The sequence below is a fragment of the Sphingomonas sp. LH128 genome, assembly GCF_000293195.2.
GTDB lineage: Bacteria > Pseudomonadota > Alphaproteobacteria > Sphingomonadales > Sphingomonadaceae > Novosphingobium > Novosphingobium resinovorum_A.
In genome coordinates this window covers 68,161-87,945 of the sequence record NZ_ALVC01000017.1, presented here as the reverse complement: position 1 = coordinate 87,945, position 19,785 = coordinate 68,161, and the positions used below count along the sequence as shown (strand labels likewise).

Below are 19,785 nucleotides of genomic sequence, written 5' to 3'. Positions count from 1 at the left end.
CGCTGCGCGGTGACGATGATCTCCTGCTGCGGCGCGGTGTGCGATGCGAGATCGGACGTGGTCGTTCCAAGCGGAAAGCAGGAAAGGCGCAGGCGTGCGATCGCGGCCTGCATCTGCGGGGTCGCGACACGGTTGAGACGGCCCGCGACGGCGCTGACTTCGGCTTGGGCAAACGCCTGCCCGTTACCGTTCGCCAGCGTCAGCCATGCGAACAGGTCCAGGTTGCGGCCATCGGTGGCCTGTGTCGCCACATAGCTCGCGCGCCAGTCGAAGCCGGAGGCAAGATAACTTAGCCGCACGGTGACTGTGCGGGCGGAGGGGCTGTCGGTCGTCACACTCAGTACCGGCTTGCCCGACAGGCCGGCGGGAACGCCGCCGAACGCCAGCTTCTCGGGCAGGCCGGAGCATCGCAGTGCCTCTATTCCGCTGGCGGAGCTAAGGACGACGCCCTGTTGCGGGCCGGCGACGATCGTGGCTTCCTCGCTGGTCGCGCGGCCGGTCACCTTATCCGTGCGGGTGATCGTCACTTCGCGGCCCAGCGTTCCGTCGATCAGCGACGCAGGCGAGAGCAGGCGTGCATCGCGGTTCTTTTCGATCGTGCCGCCGGGCAGCCCGTCGATCACCGCGCTGACCGGAATGATGCCCTCGGCTACGCCTTCGAAACGTAGCTCCGCGCGGCCGCGCGGCAGGCGGACCTTGCGGGTTTCGGTGATCATTGCGAACCCGCGCGGGTTGGCCCTGTCGATCTCGCCCCGGGCATAGGCCGCGCGGTAGACGGTCAGTGCGACCCGTACAGGAGCGGCCGAGACAATTATCCGCGTCTCCTGCGCCACGCCCGCTGACGGCGAGGCACCGGCCGCGAGGATGATGGCGAGATGGAGCCGGGCCATCAGTAGCGGGTGTCGAATGTCGCGGTGACCACCGCTTCCCCGTTTGCCGGAACCGGCACCTGCCAGACGGCTGCCCCGGCATCGCGGCGCTCGCTCTTGCGGTTTTCCTCGGTGATCCGCGTATCGCTCCAGTCGAGCCCGTTCTGTACCAGTTCCACCGTCACGCCGCGCGCGCGCGCGTTGGTGAGGCGATAGCGCATCTGGGTGCGCCAGCGGTTGGGGTTGACCCGGGTTCGGGCGACCACGACGGGCTGCACCTTCACGTCGAAGGCGTCGCCGGTCGGCAGGGCGATGGTGGAGCCCTGCGGCGTGTGGCCGATGGTGTTCTCGCCGGTGAACTGCGGCTGTCCGCGCGCATCGCGCACATAGACGCGAACGGTGCCTGCGGGAAGGGCATCGCCAAGGCCGCCCGCGCCCGAGTTGGCGAAGCTCAGGACGCTTTGCGCACTGCGCGCCTCATCCGCGCTGGCGAGCCAGCCGTTCTCGAAGCGATAGCCCGAACTTGCGGTCACGCCTTTCACATCCAGGAAGCTGACCTGCTTGGTCTGCTTGTCCGCGATCGTTGTCCGCTCTGCCAGAGAGTAGAGATAGAAGTCGCCCAACTGCTCACGCGAGGCGCTTTCGGTGCCGGGGCTGGTGCGCGTTATGCGGCGCGGCTGGGGCATGTACATGTCCGCGCCGCTGGCACTTCCGACGTCGCCCGCGACGAGCAGGGTCTTCGCATGGGAAAAGGTTGTGCCGCTGTTGTTCTGCAACGTAATCCAGCCCTGTACGTCGATCTTGCCGGTCTTGTCGTCGAACAGGGCGACATAATCCGCGTTCCAGCGCAGACCGCCCGTGAGATACGACAGCGTCGTCGGCCGCGTTCCGGGCCGCGTGCTAGCCAGCGTGACCGAAAGCGTCGGCCCTGCCCGCAGCGATTCAGGCACCCGATCGAACACGGCGCGAACCGGAAGCCCGTCGTCGCGCAGAACCTCGATGCGTCCCCCGATGTCGAGCACAACTCCGCCGTTCACCGCCAGCACGCGGGCGCGTTCGCGCGTCTCTGCGCCGGTGGCGGGATTGGTGCGGATCAGCGTGATCGTTTCCCCGACCGCCTTTTCCATCAGGCTGGAAGGAGAGAGCAGGTCATAATCGAAGTTCTGCTCCACGATCGCCGCGTCGGCGACGGTGAGCGAAACCGTGGCCGGGCGGATCTGGGCGCTGACGTCGGGAAAGTCCTGGCGCACGCGCCCGTTAGCGAGGTTCAGCGTGCGAATGTCCTGCACCAGAGCCACATCGTTGTTGTATATGGTAATCGACAGATCGCCTTGAGCGGTCGGCGTCGCGGGGACGCTCGTGTCCTGTGCCGCCAGCGGGACGGAAGCGGAAGCAAGCAGGGCTGCCCAGCCGAAGTACCTCTTACGCATCGACTTCCCCCTTCGTCTTGGCATGCCGGTGTCGCATAGTGTCGAAGCCAGATTGAAAAGACCAGTACGCGAACAGGATTTCAGAACAAATTCAACGAAGCAAATCGTCCGGCGTTGGCCGATGTCCAGCGGGAACTGACAGGAGGCATGGTTTTGGCAGTCGCAGCGGTAAAAATCGGGCGTTGCAGCGCCGCGCTCATTATTGCGCTTTGGCCCATGCGGCCTGCCGTTGCGCAAGCGGCACTCGCAGAATCGGCGCCTGCGCAATCCGTGGAGATGTCGCCGGCGGGTGAATACGTGCATTCCGAAATGGAACTGGTGGCGGGCATTCGCCTAAACAAAGACGGAACGTTCGAATATGGGCTGACGGTCGGCTCGCTTGATGAACGGGCGAAAGGGCGCTGGGCGCTGGCTGGCGGCCATATCGAACTGACCAGCGATCCGCGGCCGATTGCGCCGACGATAACAGCCGCGCGCGTCGATGCCGCTCCGGGCCAGCCCTTCGCGTTCAGGCTGCTCGCGCCCAATGGCACCGACGTGCCGGGCGTCGACTTCAGCATCGATTTCGACATTGGCGACCCTTTGCAAGATTACACGAACGGCTCTGCATGGCGTCTTCCTGCGGACGAGACGCGCACCCCGCGTTTCGTGACGTTCGCAATGCCGACCTACCACCTGCGTTCCCCACGAATGCCGCTCGATGCACGGGCGGGGACAATCGCGAATTTCGCCCTGATACCGAACGACTTCGGTGTCGCCGACCTGACGGGCGTTGTCGCCGAGATAGCAGGGGACACCCTGACGCTGCATCGACCGGAAGGTACGATGCGCTTTCGCAGGTCGTCGGTGGTGCGGGATTAATGGTGCCGGACGCTCCTTGCCGGCGCTGCCGCGCTCAGTCGATGAAGACGGTGTTCGCGGCGATGGTGTGAAGAACCGCCATTTTGCCAGGTCGCTTTCCCCGACGGTCTGGTCCGTCCGGAAGGCCGTCAGAATTGCACCGAACCCGCTGCCACGCAGCTGGCTGGAAGGTCCTGAAACCGACTAAGTGGCCGGCAACGACGGTTCCATCGCTGTGTCCGCCAAGGCTATGCCGGACAGTACGTGGGCGGGGGCCCAGATGTGCGCCGGAATAGCGGAAGCGGACGGTCTGCACTGAGGGAGCGAAATTTCTTTGCTGAGTGTCTTGATGGGTAGGTCGCGGTGGAGCCCTCCTGGTCATCCCTGTGGTGCTGGGCAACAGCAGCTTCCGTGCGAAGACACAGCCACACGATGAATCTCGATGATCGCGCTAAGCTCGCCAGATAACGTCGGTATGTAACAAGCACATTCCCGTGTGATGTTACACGAACTGCCCAGCCGCCTACTCCATTCGCAATGGTTCCAAACCAATGCGCGAATTTCTCCGACGGGCGGTGGCCAGCGCCAAGGGGGTTCGCTCTGCTGGTCGCATCCGTGCTTGCCTTGATGCGATTATTCCGTAGCTTACGTAAATATCCATATTGAGGGGCAACAAAATGGATAAGCGCGTTGCGTCACGGGGCGGACCATCGAACCGGCGGACGACCAATCTGTTTCTCGGATCCGCTCTGGCGAGCATGGCCGTTGGCCTTGCCTTGCCGGCACATGCGCAGGATGCCTGCGGGCCTCACATCGATGGCGCGGTCACCTGCACTCCGGCGGGCAATCCTTATCCGGACGGGATCGAGTACTACTCTCCCGCCGCCGATCCGGCGCTCGATCCCGGCCTAGATCCCTCCGCGCCGGTGCTCGACCTGACCGTCGTGCTGGAGCCCGGCGTGCGAATCGCCCCGACAGCCAGCGTACCGGGCGTGGCGGTGATCGGATTTAACGATGGCGCGGTGACGCTCGATGGCGGGGTCGATACCGCGATCGAGGTGAGCGGCACCGGATCGCTCGGCGTGCTTGGTCTCACCAATTACGGCGACCTCACGATCAACACCGACAGCATCGTCGCCAGCGGGCGTGCATCGGGCGGGATCAACGCCAATTCGAACGAAGGTAACGTCTCGATCACTGCCAATACCATCAATGTGACGGGCAACAGCGGGATGGGGATCAGCGCCAATTCCTATCGTGGTGACGTGACCATCGACGTCGGCAGCGTCTCGTCCTCGGGCTACTACGTCGGTGGCATCAATGCCTACGCCGGGCGCGGCGACATCTCGATCACCGCGGGCACGGTGAGCACGACGGGCGGCAGCTTCTACAGCTACGGCTCGACGGCGATCGAGGCGCGGTCCTATTACGGCTCCATCGGCATGGACCTCGGCACCGTATCGACCGAGGCGGACTATTCGAACGGCATCACGGCAGTGTCCTTCGCCGGAGACGGCGTGGTGGACATCGCCGCCGACACCATCACCACCGCAGGCTTCGCCTCGCTGGGCGTGCTGATGCAGGCCGATACCGTGAACCTCTCGGTGGAAAACCTCAGCACCAGCGGCGACGGAGCCTACGGTGCGGTAATGTTCAGTACCGGCGTCGGCGGGGCGAGCTTCACCTCGACCGGCACGGTGTCGACGAGCGGCGAAGACGCGATGGGCGTCCTGGCGAAGTCGTACTACGGCGGCAGCACGGTGATCGACGTGGCCAACGTTACCACGCAGGGCAACAATTCGACGGCGGTTTACGGCTATTCGCAAGTGGGCGATGTGGCGATCACGGTCCATGACGCATCGACGCTGGGCGACAATTCCCCGGCGGTGGAGGCGGTGGGCTACAACGCCTCCGTCACCGTCACCGGTATGGTCTCGACGCAGGGCGAAGCCTCCGAGGGCGTCGTGGCGGTCGGCTTCCTCGGCAACGCCAACGTCGTCAACACCGGCTCGATCAGCACCGGCGGCAATGGTTCGACGGGTATCTACGCGGGCGCCTATTACGATGTGGCGGTGAGCGGCACCGGTTCCGTCCAGACGAGCGGCGACGGCGCGGTCGGCATCGAAGGGTACAGCCGCTATGGCAGCATCAGCGTCACCGCAGGTTCGGTGACGACGACCGGCGAGTATGCGCAGGGCATCCGCGCCTATGCGGCAAGCGTCTATGGCGGCAGTGACGTGACGGTGAATGTCGGTTCGGTCACGACCAGCGGCACACTGTCGGACGGGATCGCCGCGCTGTCTCTGACCGGCAACGTCGATGTGACCTCCACCGGGGCGATCTCGACGGCAGGCGACGGGGCCTTCGGCGCCTATGCCTTCAGCCTGCTGGGCGATGCCTCGATCACCGTGAACGACGTGACTACGACCGGCGACGATGCGGTGGGCGTGCAGGCCTATGGCTACAACGCCAGCGTCACCGTCAATGGCGACCTGTCGACCAGCGGCACGGACGGCAATTTCTACTTCGGTGCGGGCGGCGTGCAGGCGACGGGCTCTTTCGGCACCGCAACGGTCATGATCAACGGCTCGGTCACGACCGCGGGCAATTACGCCACCGGCGTCTTCGCGAGCGGCTATTACGGCGCGACCGTCACCAATTCCGGCGCAATCTCGACCCGTGGCGACTTTGCCAACGGCGTCACCGTCGAGGCTATCTACGGCCCCGGCGTCGTGGTGAACGACGGCACGATCGCGACTTCGGGAGCGAGCAGCGCGGGCATCATCGTCGATGGATACGATGACGTCGCGGTTCGGGGCTCGGGCTCGGTCACGACCTCGGGCAACTATTCGGCGGGTATCGGCGTATCGACCAGCTACGGTACGGCATCGGTGACGATCGGCTCGGTGGCGACCACCGGCGAAGTGGCGACAGCGATCAACGCATATGGCTCGCAAGGCGCGGCGGTCAGCGTCGGGACGGTTTCGACCGAGGGGACCAACTCGCTCGGCGTGCTGGCAGGCAGCTACGGTAATGTCAGCGTTACGGCGGGTAACGTTTCCACGTCGGGGGACGACAGCGATGCGATCCGGGCGGCGACGTTTGGCGCGGGCAGTACGATCACCATCGATGCGGGCACGCTGAGCACGGCGGGCGCAAACAGCAACGCGATCACCGCGCTCGGCTTCGGCGGCGACGTGGCGATCAACCTGACCGGCGCGGTTTCGGCGGCGCAGGATACGGCAGTGACGATCCAGTCAGCGGGCGACGTGACCGTTGCCATCGGCGCGGCGGGCTCCGTGACGGGCGCGATCGACGGGATCGAGACCGATGCCGAAGGCACGACCACGATCACCAATCGAGGCACGCTCAACACCGGCAGCGGGCATGCCATAGTGGTGGCGGGTGGCCCGGCCGTGGTCGCCAACGCGGGCACCATCAACGGGCGCGTGCTGCTTTCGGCGGGCGATGATCGCTTCACCAACACCGGTTTGTTCCGCGCAAGCGCCGGTAGCGACTTCGGCGCAGGTAGCGACGTGTTCACCAACACCGGAACGCTGCTCGTCGATGCGCCAGGTACTGCGCCGCTCAGCGTGACCTTCAACGGGCTGGAGGCCTTTGCCAACTCCGGCCTCGTCGACATGCGCAATGGCACCGTGGGCGACCAACTGACGCTGCCCGGCTCCTTCACCGGGTCGGGCGCGAGCCGACTGGGCCTCGACCTCACCTCCAGCGCGGCGGGCGTAATGACCGCCGACCGGCTGAACGTCGGCACGGCGGCGGGATCGACACAGATCCAGCTAGATCTGGGCGGCACCGTCTACGTCACGCCGGGGCTGACCCTGGTGCAGGCTTCGGCGGCTTCCTCGCCCACGGCCGTCACGCTTGCGCCGAACCTGGCTGACGTGGGCTTTGTGGCGCTCGATCTCGTTTACCGGCCGACGACGTTCGCCTATCAACTCGTCGGCACACCGGGCGCGGGGGCCTATCGCGCGGCCAAGGCGCTCGAGGGCGCGCAGAGCCTCTGGTATCGCTCGGCCGACGCGGTAACGGCGCACCTTACCGCCGTGCGCGACGGACGGTTCTCCAATGCTGCAAACTCGGGCGGTTTCTGGCTGCAGATGTCGGGCGGCGTCGACAAGCGGGACGAGACCCGCGCGGTCAGGCAGTTCGGCATCGCGCGCAGCTACAACCTCGATTACCGACAGGACTATTTCGGCGGCCAATTCGGGTTCGACATCGGCACGATGGGCGAGAAGGGCGGCGTGGTCTTCGGCGTGACCGGCGGCTACTTGTCCTCCACCCTGCGCTTCGCCGAAGCGACCCGGTTCGACTACGACGGGCTCAACCTCGGTGCCTATGCATCGCTTCAGGCGGGCGGGTTCTTCGCCAATGCGCTGGTCAAGTACGACCACTACTGGATCGATGCGCATGGTGGATCGACCGGGTACAAGGACGGCCTCGGCGGCAACGCCATCGGTGCGCAGGCGGAAGCGGGCTTCCGTTTCGGATCGACCGGGTTCTTCGCCGAACCGCTGGCGAGTATCGCTTACGTCCGCACCAGCCTCGACGATCTGGAGGCGGTCGGTCAGGTGCTCGACTACGACCGGGCGGATGGGCTGCGCGGCAAGGCGGGCCTGCGTATCGGGGGCACCAGGGCCATCGGTGGCGGCAACATGCTTACCTTCTATGCCAGCGGCATGGCGGTGAAGGAGTTCAAGGGCCGGGACGGCGCGACCTTCGTGTCCGGACCATATTCGTTGGCCCTCGGCAACCGGCGCATTGGCACGTATGGCCAGGGCACGCTGGGCCTCAACGTGACGACGCCGGGCGGGATCAGCGGCTTTATCGAGGGCACGCTCGACGCCAGCGGCGACTACAGCGGCGCGGGCGGCCGGGCGGGGATCAAGATCCCATTCTGAAGCATCCCGGCAAGCAGGATATCATGACGGATACGGACAAGGCCTCCGCGAACGGGCCGACCAACATCTCGGTCTCGCGCGGGCTGGCGGACTGGCTGCTGCGCAACCGCACGAGCTTCGCTTTCACTTCGTACCAGACCGGGCAGTTGTTCCTGACCGGAGTACTGGCGAACGGGACGATCTCGTTCAACCAGCAGAACTTCACTCGCGCGATGGGCGTCTGCTACCAGCCGGGACGGCTTTACCTCGGATCGCTGCATCAGGTCTGGCGGCTGGAGAATATGCTCAAGCCCGGGCAAGTGGCGAACCAGCAGTTCGACATGGCCCTGGTCCCGCGCAACGCGCAGACGACGGGCGACGTCGACGTGCATGAGATCGGCACCGACCGGGCGGGCCGCGTTCTGTTCGTCAACACGAAGTACAGCTGCCTCGCCACTCTGGACCTGAACCACAGCTTCCGCCCGATCTGGAAGCCACCCTTCATCTCGAAGCTGGCGCCCGAGGATCGCTGCCACCTCAACGGCATGGCGATCCACGACGGCCGCGCGCGCTATGTTACCGCCGTCAGTCGCAGCGACATCGTCAACGGCTGGCGCGAGCGTCGTCACGAAGGCGGCGTGCTGATCGATGTGGAGACCCACCGCATCGTCACCGATCAGCTCTCGATGCCGCACAGCCCGCGCATCGACGGCGCATCGGTACTGGCGCTGGACAGCGGGCGCGGGCAGATCATCCGTATCGACCCGGCGAGCGGCGACAAGACCGACATCGCCTTCTGCCCGGGCTTCCTGCGCGGCATGGCGCTGCACAACGGTCACGCGCTCGTCACCGTGTCCAAGCCGCGCAACGGCACGTTCGCCGGCCTCCTGCTCGACGGCGAGATGAAGACGCGCGATGCCGAGCCATGGTGCGGCGTGCTGGTGGTGGAGCTTGCCAGTGGCAGCATCGTCGAGTGGATCAAGCTGGAAGGCTTCATCACCGAACTGTTCGACGTGGCCGTTCTGCCCGCCGTCCGCTGCCCGATGTCGATCGGGCCGGAGACGCTGGAAATCCGCTCGACTATCAGCTTCGACGAGACGGTGCGGCCGCTGGATTGAGAGTATCTGCACGCCGATCTTCCACCGCTATTGGGCATGCAAACCAGGAAAGCGCACCTGGCTGAAGCGGCGCATTGCCGGCTTCAGGCACTCCGTTGGACGTCGTCTTATTGCAGGATTGCCGTTCAGGAGGCTGGCATGGCAAGAATGCCCAATTGTTGACCGCCAATATACCATCTGGATGGGCCGGCCTTGGCGTCGACGTTAAAGCTCCGCTGCCTCAGGAACACGGCCAGGTTCAAGGAAAGCCTTCAGGCGGGCGGCAGTTTCGGGGGGCCGATTGTAGACTATCAAATGCCGGGACCGACCATCTAGGCCGCGGCTCGCAAGCTAAGGAAGCCACAGCGGATCGACCTCGCCGGCACGCATTGCTTTGCTAAAGACTCGGTAGCCGATCAAGGCGATGCTGATCCACCATGCAGCGACTGCGGCGTTAAGATAGAGCGGCATTCCGAGGATGAACGGTGTCGCCTGCCGAACATTTGGGGACCATTGGCCGACGTTTCCCATATTGTAAGGCATTCCAACCGGGCTTTCCGGCATCAGGCTTGCCTGTGGGAACAGTGTCGTGATGAAAAAGAACGGCAGCCAGTAAGCGAGCACGACGATCGTGGCTACTCGCGCCGCCACGATCGGCTCGCGCGACTTGCGGAACAGCAGCCACAGGCAGATCAGCGACACGCTGTCGAGCAGCAGGAACATCGCCGCATCGTGAAACAACGCGTGCGGCGGCCAGGTCGCGATGGCGAGCATATGCGCCGTCGAACCTTCGGCATTGTCGATGATCGTCGATCCGATCGCGCCCAAGGCAAGGCTGGCCGCGATCATCCCGCGGCCGATCATAACTCTGTTCATTCAAAACTCCCACTGACAGTGACCCATGAGGCAGGTCCGCGCGACCGCTCACTTCATCGATCGCGGAACGACGGGGATCGCCGCGAACGCGCGAGCGTCATGCGCCGGGACAGCAAGAACCTGCGGATAGCGTGCGACGATCGACCTGATCCGCGCGATGTCGACGGCTTGGGTCTCAAGCCGGGCCGGAGTGAATGTAACGGCCAGAAGAATGGTCCCGATCAGTAGAACGACCAGGACCGATCCGAACACGATCAGGAATTTCCGCAATGCCGCGCGGGACGGCGTTTTCTGTTCATCCGGCATCTCGGGCACCTTATGTCGTTGCCGTGATTGCGATCGGAGACGTCATGCCCGCGTGAACTATGCCGAGCATGCCTCATTCGATATGATGGGTTATCTTATCGCAATTGATACGATAGGCAAGACTATCGTTTGGAGCGAGATTGGAATGAAAGATTGGGCGAGCGACCATCCCAAGGCAAAGCTGATGGCGCGAAAGCGGGAAGTCATCCTGAGCGCCGCGAAGGAAGCATTCCTGAGTCACGGCTACAGTGGGGCAAGCATGGAAGGCATTGCCGCTGCGGCAGGCGTGTCGATCATGACGCTGTATCGGCATGCGGAGAACAAGGATGATCTGTTCGCGGCGGTGATCGAAAGCGCTTGCCACCCGGCTGACCGGGAGGAAGAAGCCGCGTTGGCAGCATCGCTGAAAAAGTCGCTTCGGGACATTCTCGTATTCGTTGGCGTCATGTTTCAGGAGCGGCTGGCCGGCGAGGATACCGTGACGTTGTTTCGAGCGGTCATGGTTGAGACCAAACGCTTTCCACAACTCGCCCGGATGGCCTTTGACGGTTTGATCGGCTCACATCAGGCGGCGCTCGACGCATTCTTGGCCGGTCGCACCGAGGCAGATGGCCTGAAAGAAACAGAGCGGCGGATGCTCGGAGCCGAGTTCCTCGACCGACTGGTCGGACTGGATATCTACAAGGTCATGCTAGGGCTGAACGGACCTTCAAGCGAAGAACGACGTGTTCGCGCACAACGCGCGGCAGATGCTCTGCTGGACAGCCTGACCATGGAGACATAGTTCAACCGCGTCTGAGATGGCTTCCCGAGGCATATTATGCCCGCGAAGCGCCCGCAGCGACCACGAAAACCGGCGGCACTGCGCCGGCATGACCCTGCAACGCTCGCTCGCTGCGTCCAGCTTGCGCCTGCTGATGCAGCGAACTTGCGTCCGGTTTATGCCACGTCATCGAGAAGGCTGAAGCCATGATGCTCTGCCAGCATCCTCAGGCTCTCTTGCCTATGTTGTTCGCTCGACGGACCGCCTCCTTCGTTCGGGCGTTCCCGTGAAGAATTTGGCCCATAGAGCATCTATCCATTACTGGTTAAATAATGAACCATCAAATTCCGGGGTAAGCATGTCAGTTATTGCGCTGGCGATAGGCCAAAAACTGCTGTGACTCCGTAATATACGATTGGAAATTTATTCATCGCGCGTGAGTTGCCAAAAATTCTTGATGCGGTTCAGAGCGGTAATATCGCCTTTAGCCAAATTCTGTCACCCTGGGGCCGGTACACAGCATGAAATTCATGCTGCCACGTACCGATGATCTGCGCCTTTCCTATCTGATAGCTGACCGACGGCCCCGCCGCGAAAACCTTGCCGCGAAAGCCGCGCAGCGCGTCGATGGTGGCCTCCGCGCCCGCGTCTGAGACCTTGTCGTCCGTCGTCTGCGCGTAGAAATAGCCTGCCGCGCCCAGCTTCAGCTTGCCGATCTGCTGGCCCACCGCGAAGTCCGCGTGGAACTCGTCGCCTGACCGGTAATCGGCGCCGGTCGGGTTGAACGGCGTAACCATCGCGTCCCCGTTGCGGAAATTCATGTCGTACATCAGCTTGAGATCGGCGGAGAAACCGCTCTTGCCGTAATAGGCAAAGGCGACGACAGGTTCGACGCTCCAGTAATTGCGGCCGATGTTCGACAGCTTGCGTGGGTTGTAGCGGCCCACCGGCACCGTCACGTCCACCCCCGTGGTGATGTGGACGCCGCTCGGGAAGTGCCAGCCCAGCATGACCGGATCAACGATGACGTCGCCGATGCCGGTGGTCTCGTCCGCCATGCCCGCCGCGCCGACGCGCAGGTTCACCACCGGCACGATCGCCTGCATCGCCCAGCTCGCGCCGAGGATACGCGTGTCGGTGACATGGACGATGCGCGCAATCGCGGCGTCGGCGCGGGCGTGGAAGTCCGGCAGCTGGCCGGAATCGCCGTTGCCGTCGTTGAAGCGGTCGGCATCGTAGTGCTCGACGTAGCCGAGCAGGTACGTGCCGGGCGGGGGCAGAGCGGCTCCGGAATAGCCCTCGGCGCCGTTGGGGTAAACGCCGCCGCCCGCTTCGGTCGCAAGCGCCGGATGGGCGGCCAGTGCGCCTGCGGCCAGAGCCAGCTTCAGCGCAGTCTTCATCGTCCTCATGGTCATGATCTTTCCCTGTCGTTGTTTTGAGTGTCTGATCAGGCGGCTCGGTCGATCTGCCGGTATTGTCCGCCGTAGAAGAGCAGTGGTTCCTCCTCAGCGCCGCCGTGCTGTGCGTGGTGCAGCACTTCGCCGACGAACAGGCCGTGGTCCCCGGCGGGGAAGACGTCGCGCAAGGTGCAGACGAGATGGGCGAGGGCGCCCTCGATCAGCGGCACCGCGCCGTGACGGGTGAAGGGAATTTCGGCCGCCCCCGGTCGTCCGGCGAAGTGGTTGGACAGCCCCTGCTGCTCCGCGCCGAGGATGTTGAGACCGAATTGCCCGCCCTCGCGCAGCATGGCGGCCATGCGTGCGTGGTTGCCGATGCTGACGAGCACCAGTGCGGGCTCCAGCGACACCGAGGTGAAGCTGTTCGCGGTCATCCCGTGGACCGCGCCTTCACGCTCGCAGGTGACGATCGTGACGCCGGTGGCGAAGCGGCCGAAAGTGCGGCGCAGTTCGATACGGTCCATGGCTCACACCGTTTCCGCTAGGAAGGCGGCGGTCAGCGCCGGGTCGGCGATGGTCGGGAAGAACCCGCGCGGATCGTCGAAGTTGTTGGCGAACCAGTGCGCCACGCGCGGCTGTGCTCCGGCAGCGCCGAGCAACTCGACCATATGCTGCGGCGGGGGCTGCAGCATGCCGTTGGTCCATGCGACCACATCGCGCGCATAATCCCAGTAGCGATCGAAGGTGCGCTGCATCCACGCCGCGTCGAAAGCCTTGCCCTCGTTCTCCAGGATCGAGGCGAGGTAGGACGCGGCGCACTTGGCGGCGTTGTTGGCCCCCTGACCGGTGATCGGATCGTTGAGGCAGACCGCATCGCCCACGCCCAGCGCCTTCGCGCCCGAGGGCAGCGTCAGCACCGGCTTGCGCACCGTCGGCGGGAAGCGGCCGCACAGCGCACCGAGATCATCGGTCAGAGTGCAGTCGCGGCTGCGCTCGTACTCCCAGGGCAGGAAGCGCTTGAGAATGTGCTGGCTGATCTCCAGATGCTCCTCGGGGCTGGCCCCGGCGCTCCACAAGTCCATCGGGCCGCCGGGGATCGCCTCGAAGACCATGATCTCGCACGGGCCGCTCAGCGTCAGCGCGGGGAACACGAAGTATTCGCCGATGCCCGGGATCAGGTTGAAGTTGACCGCGCTGTATTCCTCACGCGGGCGCATGCCGTGCACGTATGTGAGCGCGAGGCTGCGCATCGGCTTGTCGAAGGGAGACTTTTCCGCATCCCGCTCGAACAGCCGCCCGACTTCGCCCTTGCCCGAGGCGACGAGCACGAGATCGCATTCGCGCGCGAGGTCTTCCAGTTCGGCGATCCCGGCATCGACGATGCGCAGTTCGCCGCCGCGCGCCTCGAATTCATCCATCCAGCGCGGCATCTTCACGCGCTGGTCCACCGACTGCGCGGGCGCATCGAGACGCGCCGACCAGTCGAGCAGCTTGTCCGGACCTTCTCCCGCCAGCGCAAAGCCGATGCCCTCCACCGGCGGGCAGGCCTCATCCCAGAACGCGAGGCCCAGCGCCCTCTCGTGCGATCGGGCGGTGTCGAACATGCACTGGCTCGACGTGACGCGCCCGGCGGCGATCTGCGCGCCGGTGAGGTTGGAAAGCATGACCACCTGATGGCCGCTGTCCAGCAGCCCGATGCCCAGCTGCAACCCTGCCTGTCCTGCTCCCACGATGCCGATCTTGGTCATCTTGCCCAGCCTTTTCCTGTGATTGATCGAATGACCACAGGATAGGCAGGGCGGCCGCGCGGGCTCTATGCAGCCAGTGCAGCCGCCATTCGGCCAGTGCCGAAATCAGGTGCCGAAATCAGATGACGCTGCCCGAACCACCAGTCAGCTTGGCGATGGCAGGTCCGGCCTGCTCCGGCCCCATCGCCAGATAGCCGCCCTCCACCCGCAGTTCGGAGCCGGTGGTGAAGCTGGCATGGTCCGAACACAGGAACAGCGCGCCGTCGGCCACTTCTTCGGGCCGCCCGAGACGCCCGAGCAGGTGGAACTCGGCGGCCACCGCATCGGCCTTCGCCAGATCGCCGCCCGAAAGCCCCGCGATCGGGTCCGACCATGTCCAGCCTGCCACCAGCGCATTCACGCGGATACCGTGCGGCGCATAGTCCAATGCCTGCTGCTTGGTCAGATGCAGAATGCCCGCCTTGGACACCGGATAAGTCCAGCGCCCGGCCTGCGCGGCATGGCTGCTGATGCTGGCCATGTTGACCACGCTGCCGCGATTCTGCGCCAGATAGGGCCGCGCCATCTCCACCAGGATCGCCCCGCTGACCAGATTGACGTCGAGCGTCTCCAGCCACTCGGCGCGGGTCGATGCCGCGCCGTTGTCGACGTAGGAGCAGGCGTTGTTGACGATGCAGTCGATGCCGCCGAAGCCCTCCACCGTGCGCGCCACCAGCGCCGACAGCGCGGCGTCGTCGCGGATGTCGGTCTCCACCGCCAGCGCCCGCGTGCCCAGTTCGCTCGCCAGTTCCTCAGCCGGAGCGCCCGAGCGCGCCGCGATCACCACGTTCGCACCTTCCTCGTGAAAGCGCCGGGTCAGCACCTTGCCGATGCTTGCCGCGCCGCCGGTGATGATGACTGTCCTGCCTGCGATACCCTTCATGTCGATCGTCCTTGCCATGCTTCGATGGCCTCGGTCTGATACCGGCGACGGGCGCGGGGAAGGCGCCGCAGCGCCTACTGCGCGTTTTGCAGCGCCGCGCGCACAGGCACTGCACTTTGCGCATGGTCCGGGTCCTCAAGCGGGACTCCTTGTCCGATGGAATGGTTGCAGATGGCAGCATTCCGTGATGTACTTTCCCCATAACGATGACGGGCCGAAAGCCCGACCATGACGGGGAGCACAGGCTCATGCTGGACGGGACATTCCGCCCGCTGAGCGGCCATCGCCTGTTCGCGTCGACCGATGTCGACGATGCACGCGACACGGTCGCTCGGATCTATTGCGACCATCGCCTGACGCCGTGCGAGCGCGGCGGGCGGGTCGATGCCTGGCAGAACGCGGTGCGGCTCAAGCGCACCACGCTGAGCGCGATGAGCTACGGCGCCGATGTGCGCGTGGAGCCGTCGCGGCTAAGCGACTTCTACCTGCTGATGCTGCCCTATTCGGGCAAGGCGGAAGTCGAGGCGGGCGGACGGCTGGTGGCTGCGCACGGCGAACTCGGCACGATCCTCAACCCGACCGAGCAGGTGGCGATGCGCTGGTCCGCCGATTACGCCAAGCTGATGGTGCGCATCGAGCGCGCCGCGCTGGAGCAGCAGTTGTCCGCGATGCTCGGCCGCCCCTTGCGCGAACCGCTCAACTTCCGCCTCGCCATTCCGAAGGACGGCCCCGGCGCCAACTGGTGGCCCTTCGTGCAACTGCTCATCAGCCATGTCGAGCATCAGGGGCGCAGCGGCGCCAATGCGATCAGCCTCGAACTGCTGGAGACGGCGCTGTTGACCAGCCTGCTCGAAGGACAGGTTCACAACTATTCGGACAGCCTGCACTCGCGCGCCTGCACCGTGGCGCCGCGCCATGTCCGGCTGGTCGAGACCTTCATCGAGGAGCACGCCGCCGACCCCATCGGCATCGAGGATCTGGTGAAGGCGAGCGGCGTCAGCGGCCGCGCCCTGTTCGACGGGTTCCGCCGGTTCCGCGACACCTCGCCGATGGCGCACCTGCGCACGGTGCGCCTGCGCCGCGTGCGCGACGACCTGCTCTCGGCCAGCGAGGGTGTTACGGTTTCCGCCGTCGCCAGCCGCTGGGGCTTCTTCGAATTCGGCCGCTTTGCCGGGCAATACCGCCAGCTGTTCGGCGAAACGCCCTCCCAGACGCTGCGCCGCCGCTGAAGCGCAAAAACGGGCGCCTCCCGCAAGGGAAGCGCCCGTTTCATTCCATACCCATACCCTCGTCATTGCGAGCGCAGCGAAGCAATCCAGGGCGGTTTATGCGGCCCGGGATTGCTTCGCGGCTTCGCCGCTCGCAATGACGACCCTTTGAGGCCGATCAGAACGAATAGCGCGCGCCGATCTGGAACATCCGCGGCGGCTTGTACGACACTTCGTTGCAGCCGCAGAACGTCGCGAGGTCGAAGCCCTGCACGCCCGCGCGCGCGTCGGTCAGGTTGCGCACCGCGAACGTGATGTCCCACGGGTCCAGCTTCCAGTTCACGCTGGCGTTGACCATCACGTAGCCGCCGAACTTGTCGGCCGAGAAGTTGCGCAGGTTGTAGTAGAAGCTGCTGGTGTATTGCGCATCGCCGCCCACAGACATGCGCCCGCCCAGCGCGTCGAAGCCGTAGCGGATGATGCCGGTGGCCTGCAGGTGCGGGGCGTAGACCGGCTCCACGTCGCGCACGATCGGGCCGTCCACGCGCAGCGGCACGTCCTTGACCTTGGCGTCGAACCACGAGACGGAAACGCCGGTGTCCAGTCCGTCGAGCGGCTGCGTGAACACTTCCGCCTCGATACCGTAGGTGCGCGCATCGGCATTGATGACCACGCCCGAAACGCCGGTGAACAGGAACGCCTGATAGTCCTTGTAATCGTAGTAGTAGGCAGAGGCGTTGAAGTGCGAACGGCCGTCCGGGAACGTGTACTTGAAGCCGCCTTCGTAGCTGGTCAGCGTCTCGCCCTTGTAGGGGATCGCGCTTGTCGGCACGGCAAGGCCGCCCGCCAGCTGCGCGTTGTAGCTGCCCGCCTTCACGCCGCGATTGACGCCGAAGTAGAGCATCAGGTCGCTGTCCGGCCGATACTCGATCTGCGCCTTGCCTGCCCACAGCGTCTGACCGCGTTTGTCGGTGTACGGGGCTCCGTTGTCGGGGCCGATCACGGTGGGCGTGCCGGTGTGGACCTTGCGCGAATCCGGCGTGCTCCAGATGCCCTGGAAGAAGGCGTAGTCCTTCTGCTCGCGGATCACGCGGCCGCCCAGGATCATCGTCAGCTTCGGCGCGAACTTCCATTCGACCTGGCCGAAGGCGGAATAGGAGTCGGTCTTGAGCCGCGCATCGACGCCAAGGTCCATCGGCGCACCCGGCACCACGCTGCCGACCGGGAACTTGAGGCCGTTGAGCGAGTGGTTGTCGATGTGCAGGTAGAAGCCACCCGCCACCCAGTTCAGGCTGTCGGTAGACCCGTTGAGGCGCAGTTCCTGCGAGTAGGTGTTGGCATTGACACCCGCATAGTTCGCCGCCTGATTGCCCGGTCCGGCATCCACATCGACGAACAGCAGCTTCTCGAAGTGCTTGTAGTCGGACACCGAAGTCAGGCTGACCGCGTCCGACAAAGCGAACTCGGCCGTCAGGTTGAGGCCTTGCGTCTTGACGTGGTTGTGGTTCTTGAACGCGAAGTCGCTGGAGGTGGCGAAGTCCTTTCCATCCGGGTCGATGTAGCCGAAGAAGTCCCCGCCTGCGACCGGACGGCCATAGCTGTCGCCGAAGACGCCGTTGTTGTCGGTGTCCGAACCCATGTCCTGCCCATTCGCGCCGATCGTCGCGCGGGTTTCATTGGCGGCAGCATTGCGCACGTCGATCAGTTCGCCGTCGGCATTGAAGACGCCGATGGTGGACTTGCTCTGGTACGGCGCGGTGGACATGCGGCTGCGCGCGGCATTGCCCGAAAGCGTGAAGCGGGCAGTGTCGGTCGGCTCGAACAGCACCGCCAGGCGGCCCGCCAGCGTATCGTCGTCACCCAGGTTCGCGCCCGCTCCGGTGCCCGGCGATCCGCCGACCGCGCCCGAAGGATAGCGGTTGCGCAGCAGCGCGTCGCTCTTGTTCCACATTACCGCGCCGCGCACCGCCAGCGTGGTGGAGAGCGGCACGTTGAGCGCGGCCTCGCCGTGGAACATCATCGGCGAACCCACGGAATCGTAGATGCCGCCCTTTACGTCGAGGTAGCCGGTAGTCTCGGTCAGGCTCGGCTTGGTGCTGACGAAGTGGACGAGGCCACCCGTCGCGTTGCGGCCGAACAGCGTGCCCTGCGGGCCCTTCAGCACTTCGACACGGTCGATGTCGAAGGTCGCGAAAGTCTGCCCCTGCGCGATCGCGATGTAGCCTTCGTCGAGATAGACCGCGTTGGGCGCCTCGACGATGTCGTTGAAATCGTTCTGCGTCACGCCGCGAATGGTGAACTGGGTGTTCTGCCCGGCGATGTTGCCGCCGGTATGCACGCCCGGCGAGAACGCCGCGAGATCGCGGCTGTCGGTAACGTTGAGCGTGCGCAGCTGCTCGCCCGAATAGGCGGTGATGGCGATGCCGACGTCCTGCAGCTTCTGCTCGCGCTTCTGCGCGGTGACGACGATCTCGCCGCCGAGCCCGCCGCTGTCCGCCTGCGCTTCCTGCGCCAGCGCCGGTTGCGAGACGCCGCATAGGGTCGCCACCACAAGGGCGGCGATACTGGTGTATGTCCTCATGACGATTACTCCCCTTGGTACTGATTTCACCAAGGCGCCCGCCCGTGTGTCCGGGACGTGGTGCCGCTAGCCTCCTGCAAACAACTTCAAGCCTAAAATCTTTAGATATGAACTATTTGGACGCGACTATGCGCCGCCGGAATTCCGGCCTGTGTCAGTCAGTGAATGCACCGGCGTCTATCGGCCGTCAGTAAAGCGCTGGTGCGTCGCGGTGACGCGCGCGGCCTGTTCGTAGATGCCGGAAAGCAGATTGAGCGTCTGGGTCGTCTGGCGCAGCCGTTCGTCCATGTCCTTCACCACTTCGGTGAATTCGATGAGGTGACGGCGGCGCAATTCCGCATAGAGATCAGAGATTTCGCGGCCCTTGTCAGTAACCTGATAGACCGCGTTGCTGCGGTTGCCGATCTGCTCGATCAATCCGAGCTTCGTCAGCTTGCGCAGCGCGTACTGCATGTTGGGAACGTCGTCCCGGTTGGTCAGGCGCGCCAGTTCCTTGAGCGGCTTGGCGCGTTCGTGAAGGCGAATGGTGTGCAGCAGCGCGTTCTCGCTGCCCGAAGCGGACAGCCCGCTGGCGGCGGCGAAACACTCGCCCTGCCAGCGTTCGACCGACTCCCGAACCCGCATCAATGCGAATTCGAGTTCGGTGACATTCACTTCGTGCGGTGTCGAAGCGAGATGCCAGCGCTGATCGAGATCACCCGGTCCCGGCACGCCCGCAGGCGGCCTGGAAGCCTTGCTTCGCCCCATGTTTCGGACTCCCTGTTTGTCCTTGAGTCGAAATCTAACTGTAATTTTTGCGATGGACAAGCATCAAAAGCTAACATAATTTTTTATTTAGAAATCGAAG

Annotated in this window: 15 protein-coding genes; 5 read left to right on the top strand and 10 right to left on the bottom strand. The window is 64.6% G+C overall.

The window, feature by feature from the left end:
* Positions 1–890 (bottom strand): DUF4139 domain-containing protein (locus tag LH128_RS02195; protein WP_008827939.1); only part of this gene is annotated, 890 nt, incomplete at its 3' end.
* A complete protein-coding gene (locus LH128_RS02190) occupies positions 890–2,299 on the bottom strand; it encodes a DUF4139 domain-containing protein (protein ID WP_008827938.1) in 1,410 nt (469 codons plus the stop codon). The genes LH128_RS02195 and LH128_RS02190, both read right to left, overlap by 1 nt.
* Before the next feature lie 114 nt (positions 2,300–2,413).
* On the opposite strand from LH128_RS02190, the gene LH128_RS02185 reads away from it, so the two are divergent.
* The 3 genes from LH128_RS02185 to LH128_RS02175 all read left to right on the top strand — a co-directional run bounded on the left by LH128_RS02185 (position 2,414) and on the right by LH128_RS02175 (position 9,158).
* Positions 2,414–3,160, top strand: coding sequence for a hypothetical protein (locus tag LH128_RS02185; RefSeq protein WP_327195024.1), 747 nt, complete (start codon positions 2,414–2,416; stop codon positions 3,158–3,160).
* 656 nt (positions 3,161–3,816) lie between these two features.
* Entirely contained in the window at positions 3,817–8,061 is a 4,245-nt protein-coding gene (locus tag LH128_RS02180) for a beta strand repeat-containing protein (RefSeq protein WP_037517158.1), read from the top strand.
* A gap of 23 nt (positions 8,062–8,084) precedes the next feature.
* Entirely contained in the window at positions 8,085–9,158 is a 1,074-nt protein-coding gene (locus LH128_RS02175) for a TIGR03032 family protein (RefSeq protein WP_008827935.1), read from the top strand.
* A 330-nt stretch (positions 9,159–9,488) separates the two neighbouring features.
* On the opposite strand, the gene LH128_RS02170 is transcribed toward LH128_RS02175, so the two are convergent.
* Together LH128_RS02170 and LH128_RS02165 are read right to left on the bottom strand one after the other, a co-directional pair.
* Complete coding sequence (locus LH128_RS02170; protein ID WP_008827934.1) at positions 9,489–10,001, bottom strand: hypothetical protein; 513 nt, start codon at positions 9,999–10,001, stop codon at positions 9,489–9,491.
* Positions 10,002–10,061: 60 nt separating this feature from the next.
* Complete coding sequence (locus tag LH128_RS02165; RefSeq protein ID WP_172704885.1) at positions 10,062–10,328, bottom strand: hypothetical protein; 267 nt, start codon at positions 10,326–10,328, stop codon at positions 10,062–10,064.
* 43 nt (positions 10,329–10,371) lie between these two features.
* Between LH128_RS02165 and LH128_RS02160 the strand changes: the two genes are divergently transcribed.
* The gene (locus tag LH128_RS02160; protein WP_202950081.1) at positions 10,372–11,103 is read left to right on the top strand and encodes a TetR/AcrR family transcriptional regulator; all 732 of its coding nucleotides are present in this window, start codon (positions 10,372–10,374) and stop codon (positions 11,101–11,103) included.
* Between the two features lie 443 nt (positions 11,104–11,546).
* Here the strand turns inward: LH128_RS02160 and LH128_RS02155 are convergent, their stop codons facing one another.
* The 4 genes from LH128_RS02155 to LH128_RS02140 all read right to left on the bottom strand — a co-directional run bounded on the left by LH128_RS02155 (position 11,547) and on the right by LH128_RS02140 (position 15,149).
* Entirely contained in the window at positions 11,547–12,497 is a 951-nt protein-coding gene (locus tag LH128_RS02155) for a SphA family protein (protein ID WP_008827931.1), read from the bottom strand.
* Between the two features lie 32 nt (positions 12,498–12,529).
* Entirely contained in the window at positions 12,530–13,003 is a 474-nt protein-coding gene (locus tag LH128_RS32730) for a flavin reductase family protein (RefSeq protein WP_008827930.1), read from the bottom strand.
* 3 nt (positions 13,004–13,006) lie between these two features.
* Entirely contained in the window at positions 13,007–14,227 is a 1,221-nt protein-coding gene (locus LH128_RS02145; RefSeq protein WP_008827929.1) for a styrene monooxygenase/indole monooxygenase family protein, read from the bottom strand.
* A 118-nt stretch (positions 14,228–14,345) separates the two neighbouring features.
* On the bottom strand, positions 14,346–15,149 hold the full coding sequence (locus LH128_RS02140; protein ID WP_008827928.1) for an SDR family oxidoreductase: 804 nt from the start codon (positions 15,147–15,149) through the stop codon (positions 14,346–14,348).
* Between the two features lie 206 nt (positions 15,150–15,355).
* Between LH128_RS02140 and LH128_RS02135 the strand changes: the two genes are divergently transcribed.
* Positions 15,356–16,378, top strand: coding sequence for an AraC family transcriptional regulator (locus LH128_RS02135; protein WP_202950080.1), 1,023 nt, complete (start codon positions 15,356–15,358; stop codon positions 16,376–16,378).
* Positions 16,379–16,535: 157 nt separating this feature from the next.
* Here the strand turns inward: LH128_RS02135 and LH128_RS02130 are convergent, their stop codons facing one another.
* Both LH128_RS02130 and LH128_RS02125 read right to left on the bottom strand, forming a co-directional pair.
* Entirely contained in the window at positions 16,536–18,938 is a 2,403-nt protein-coding gene (locus LH128_RS02130) for a TonB-dependent receptor (protein ID WP_008827926.1), read from the bottom strand.
* A gap of 177 nt (positions 18,939–19,115) precedes the next feature.
* A complete protein-coding gene (locus LH128_RS02125) occupies positions 19,116–19,685 on the bottom strand; it encodes a winged helix DNA-binding protein (RefSeq protein ID WP_008827925.1) in 570 nt (189 codons plus the stop codon).
* Between the last annotated feature and the right edge of the window lie 100 nt (positions 19,686–19,785).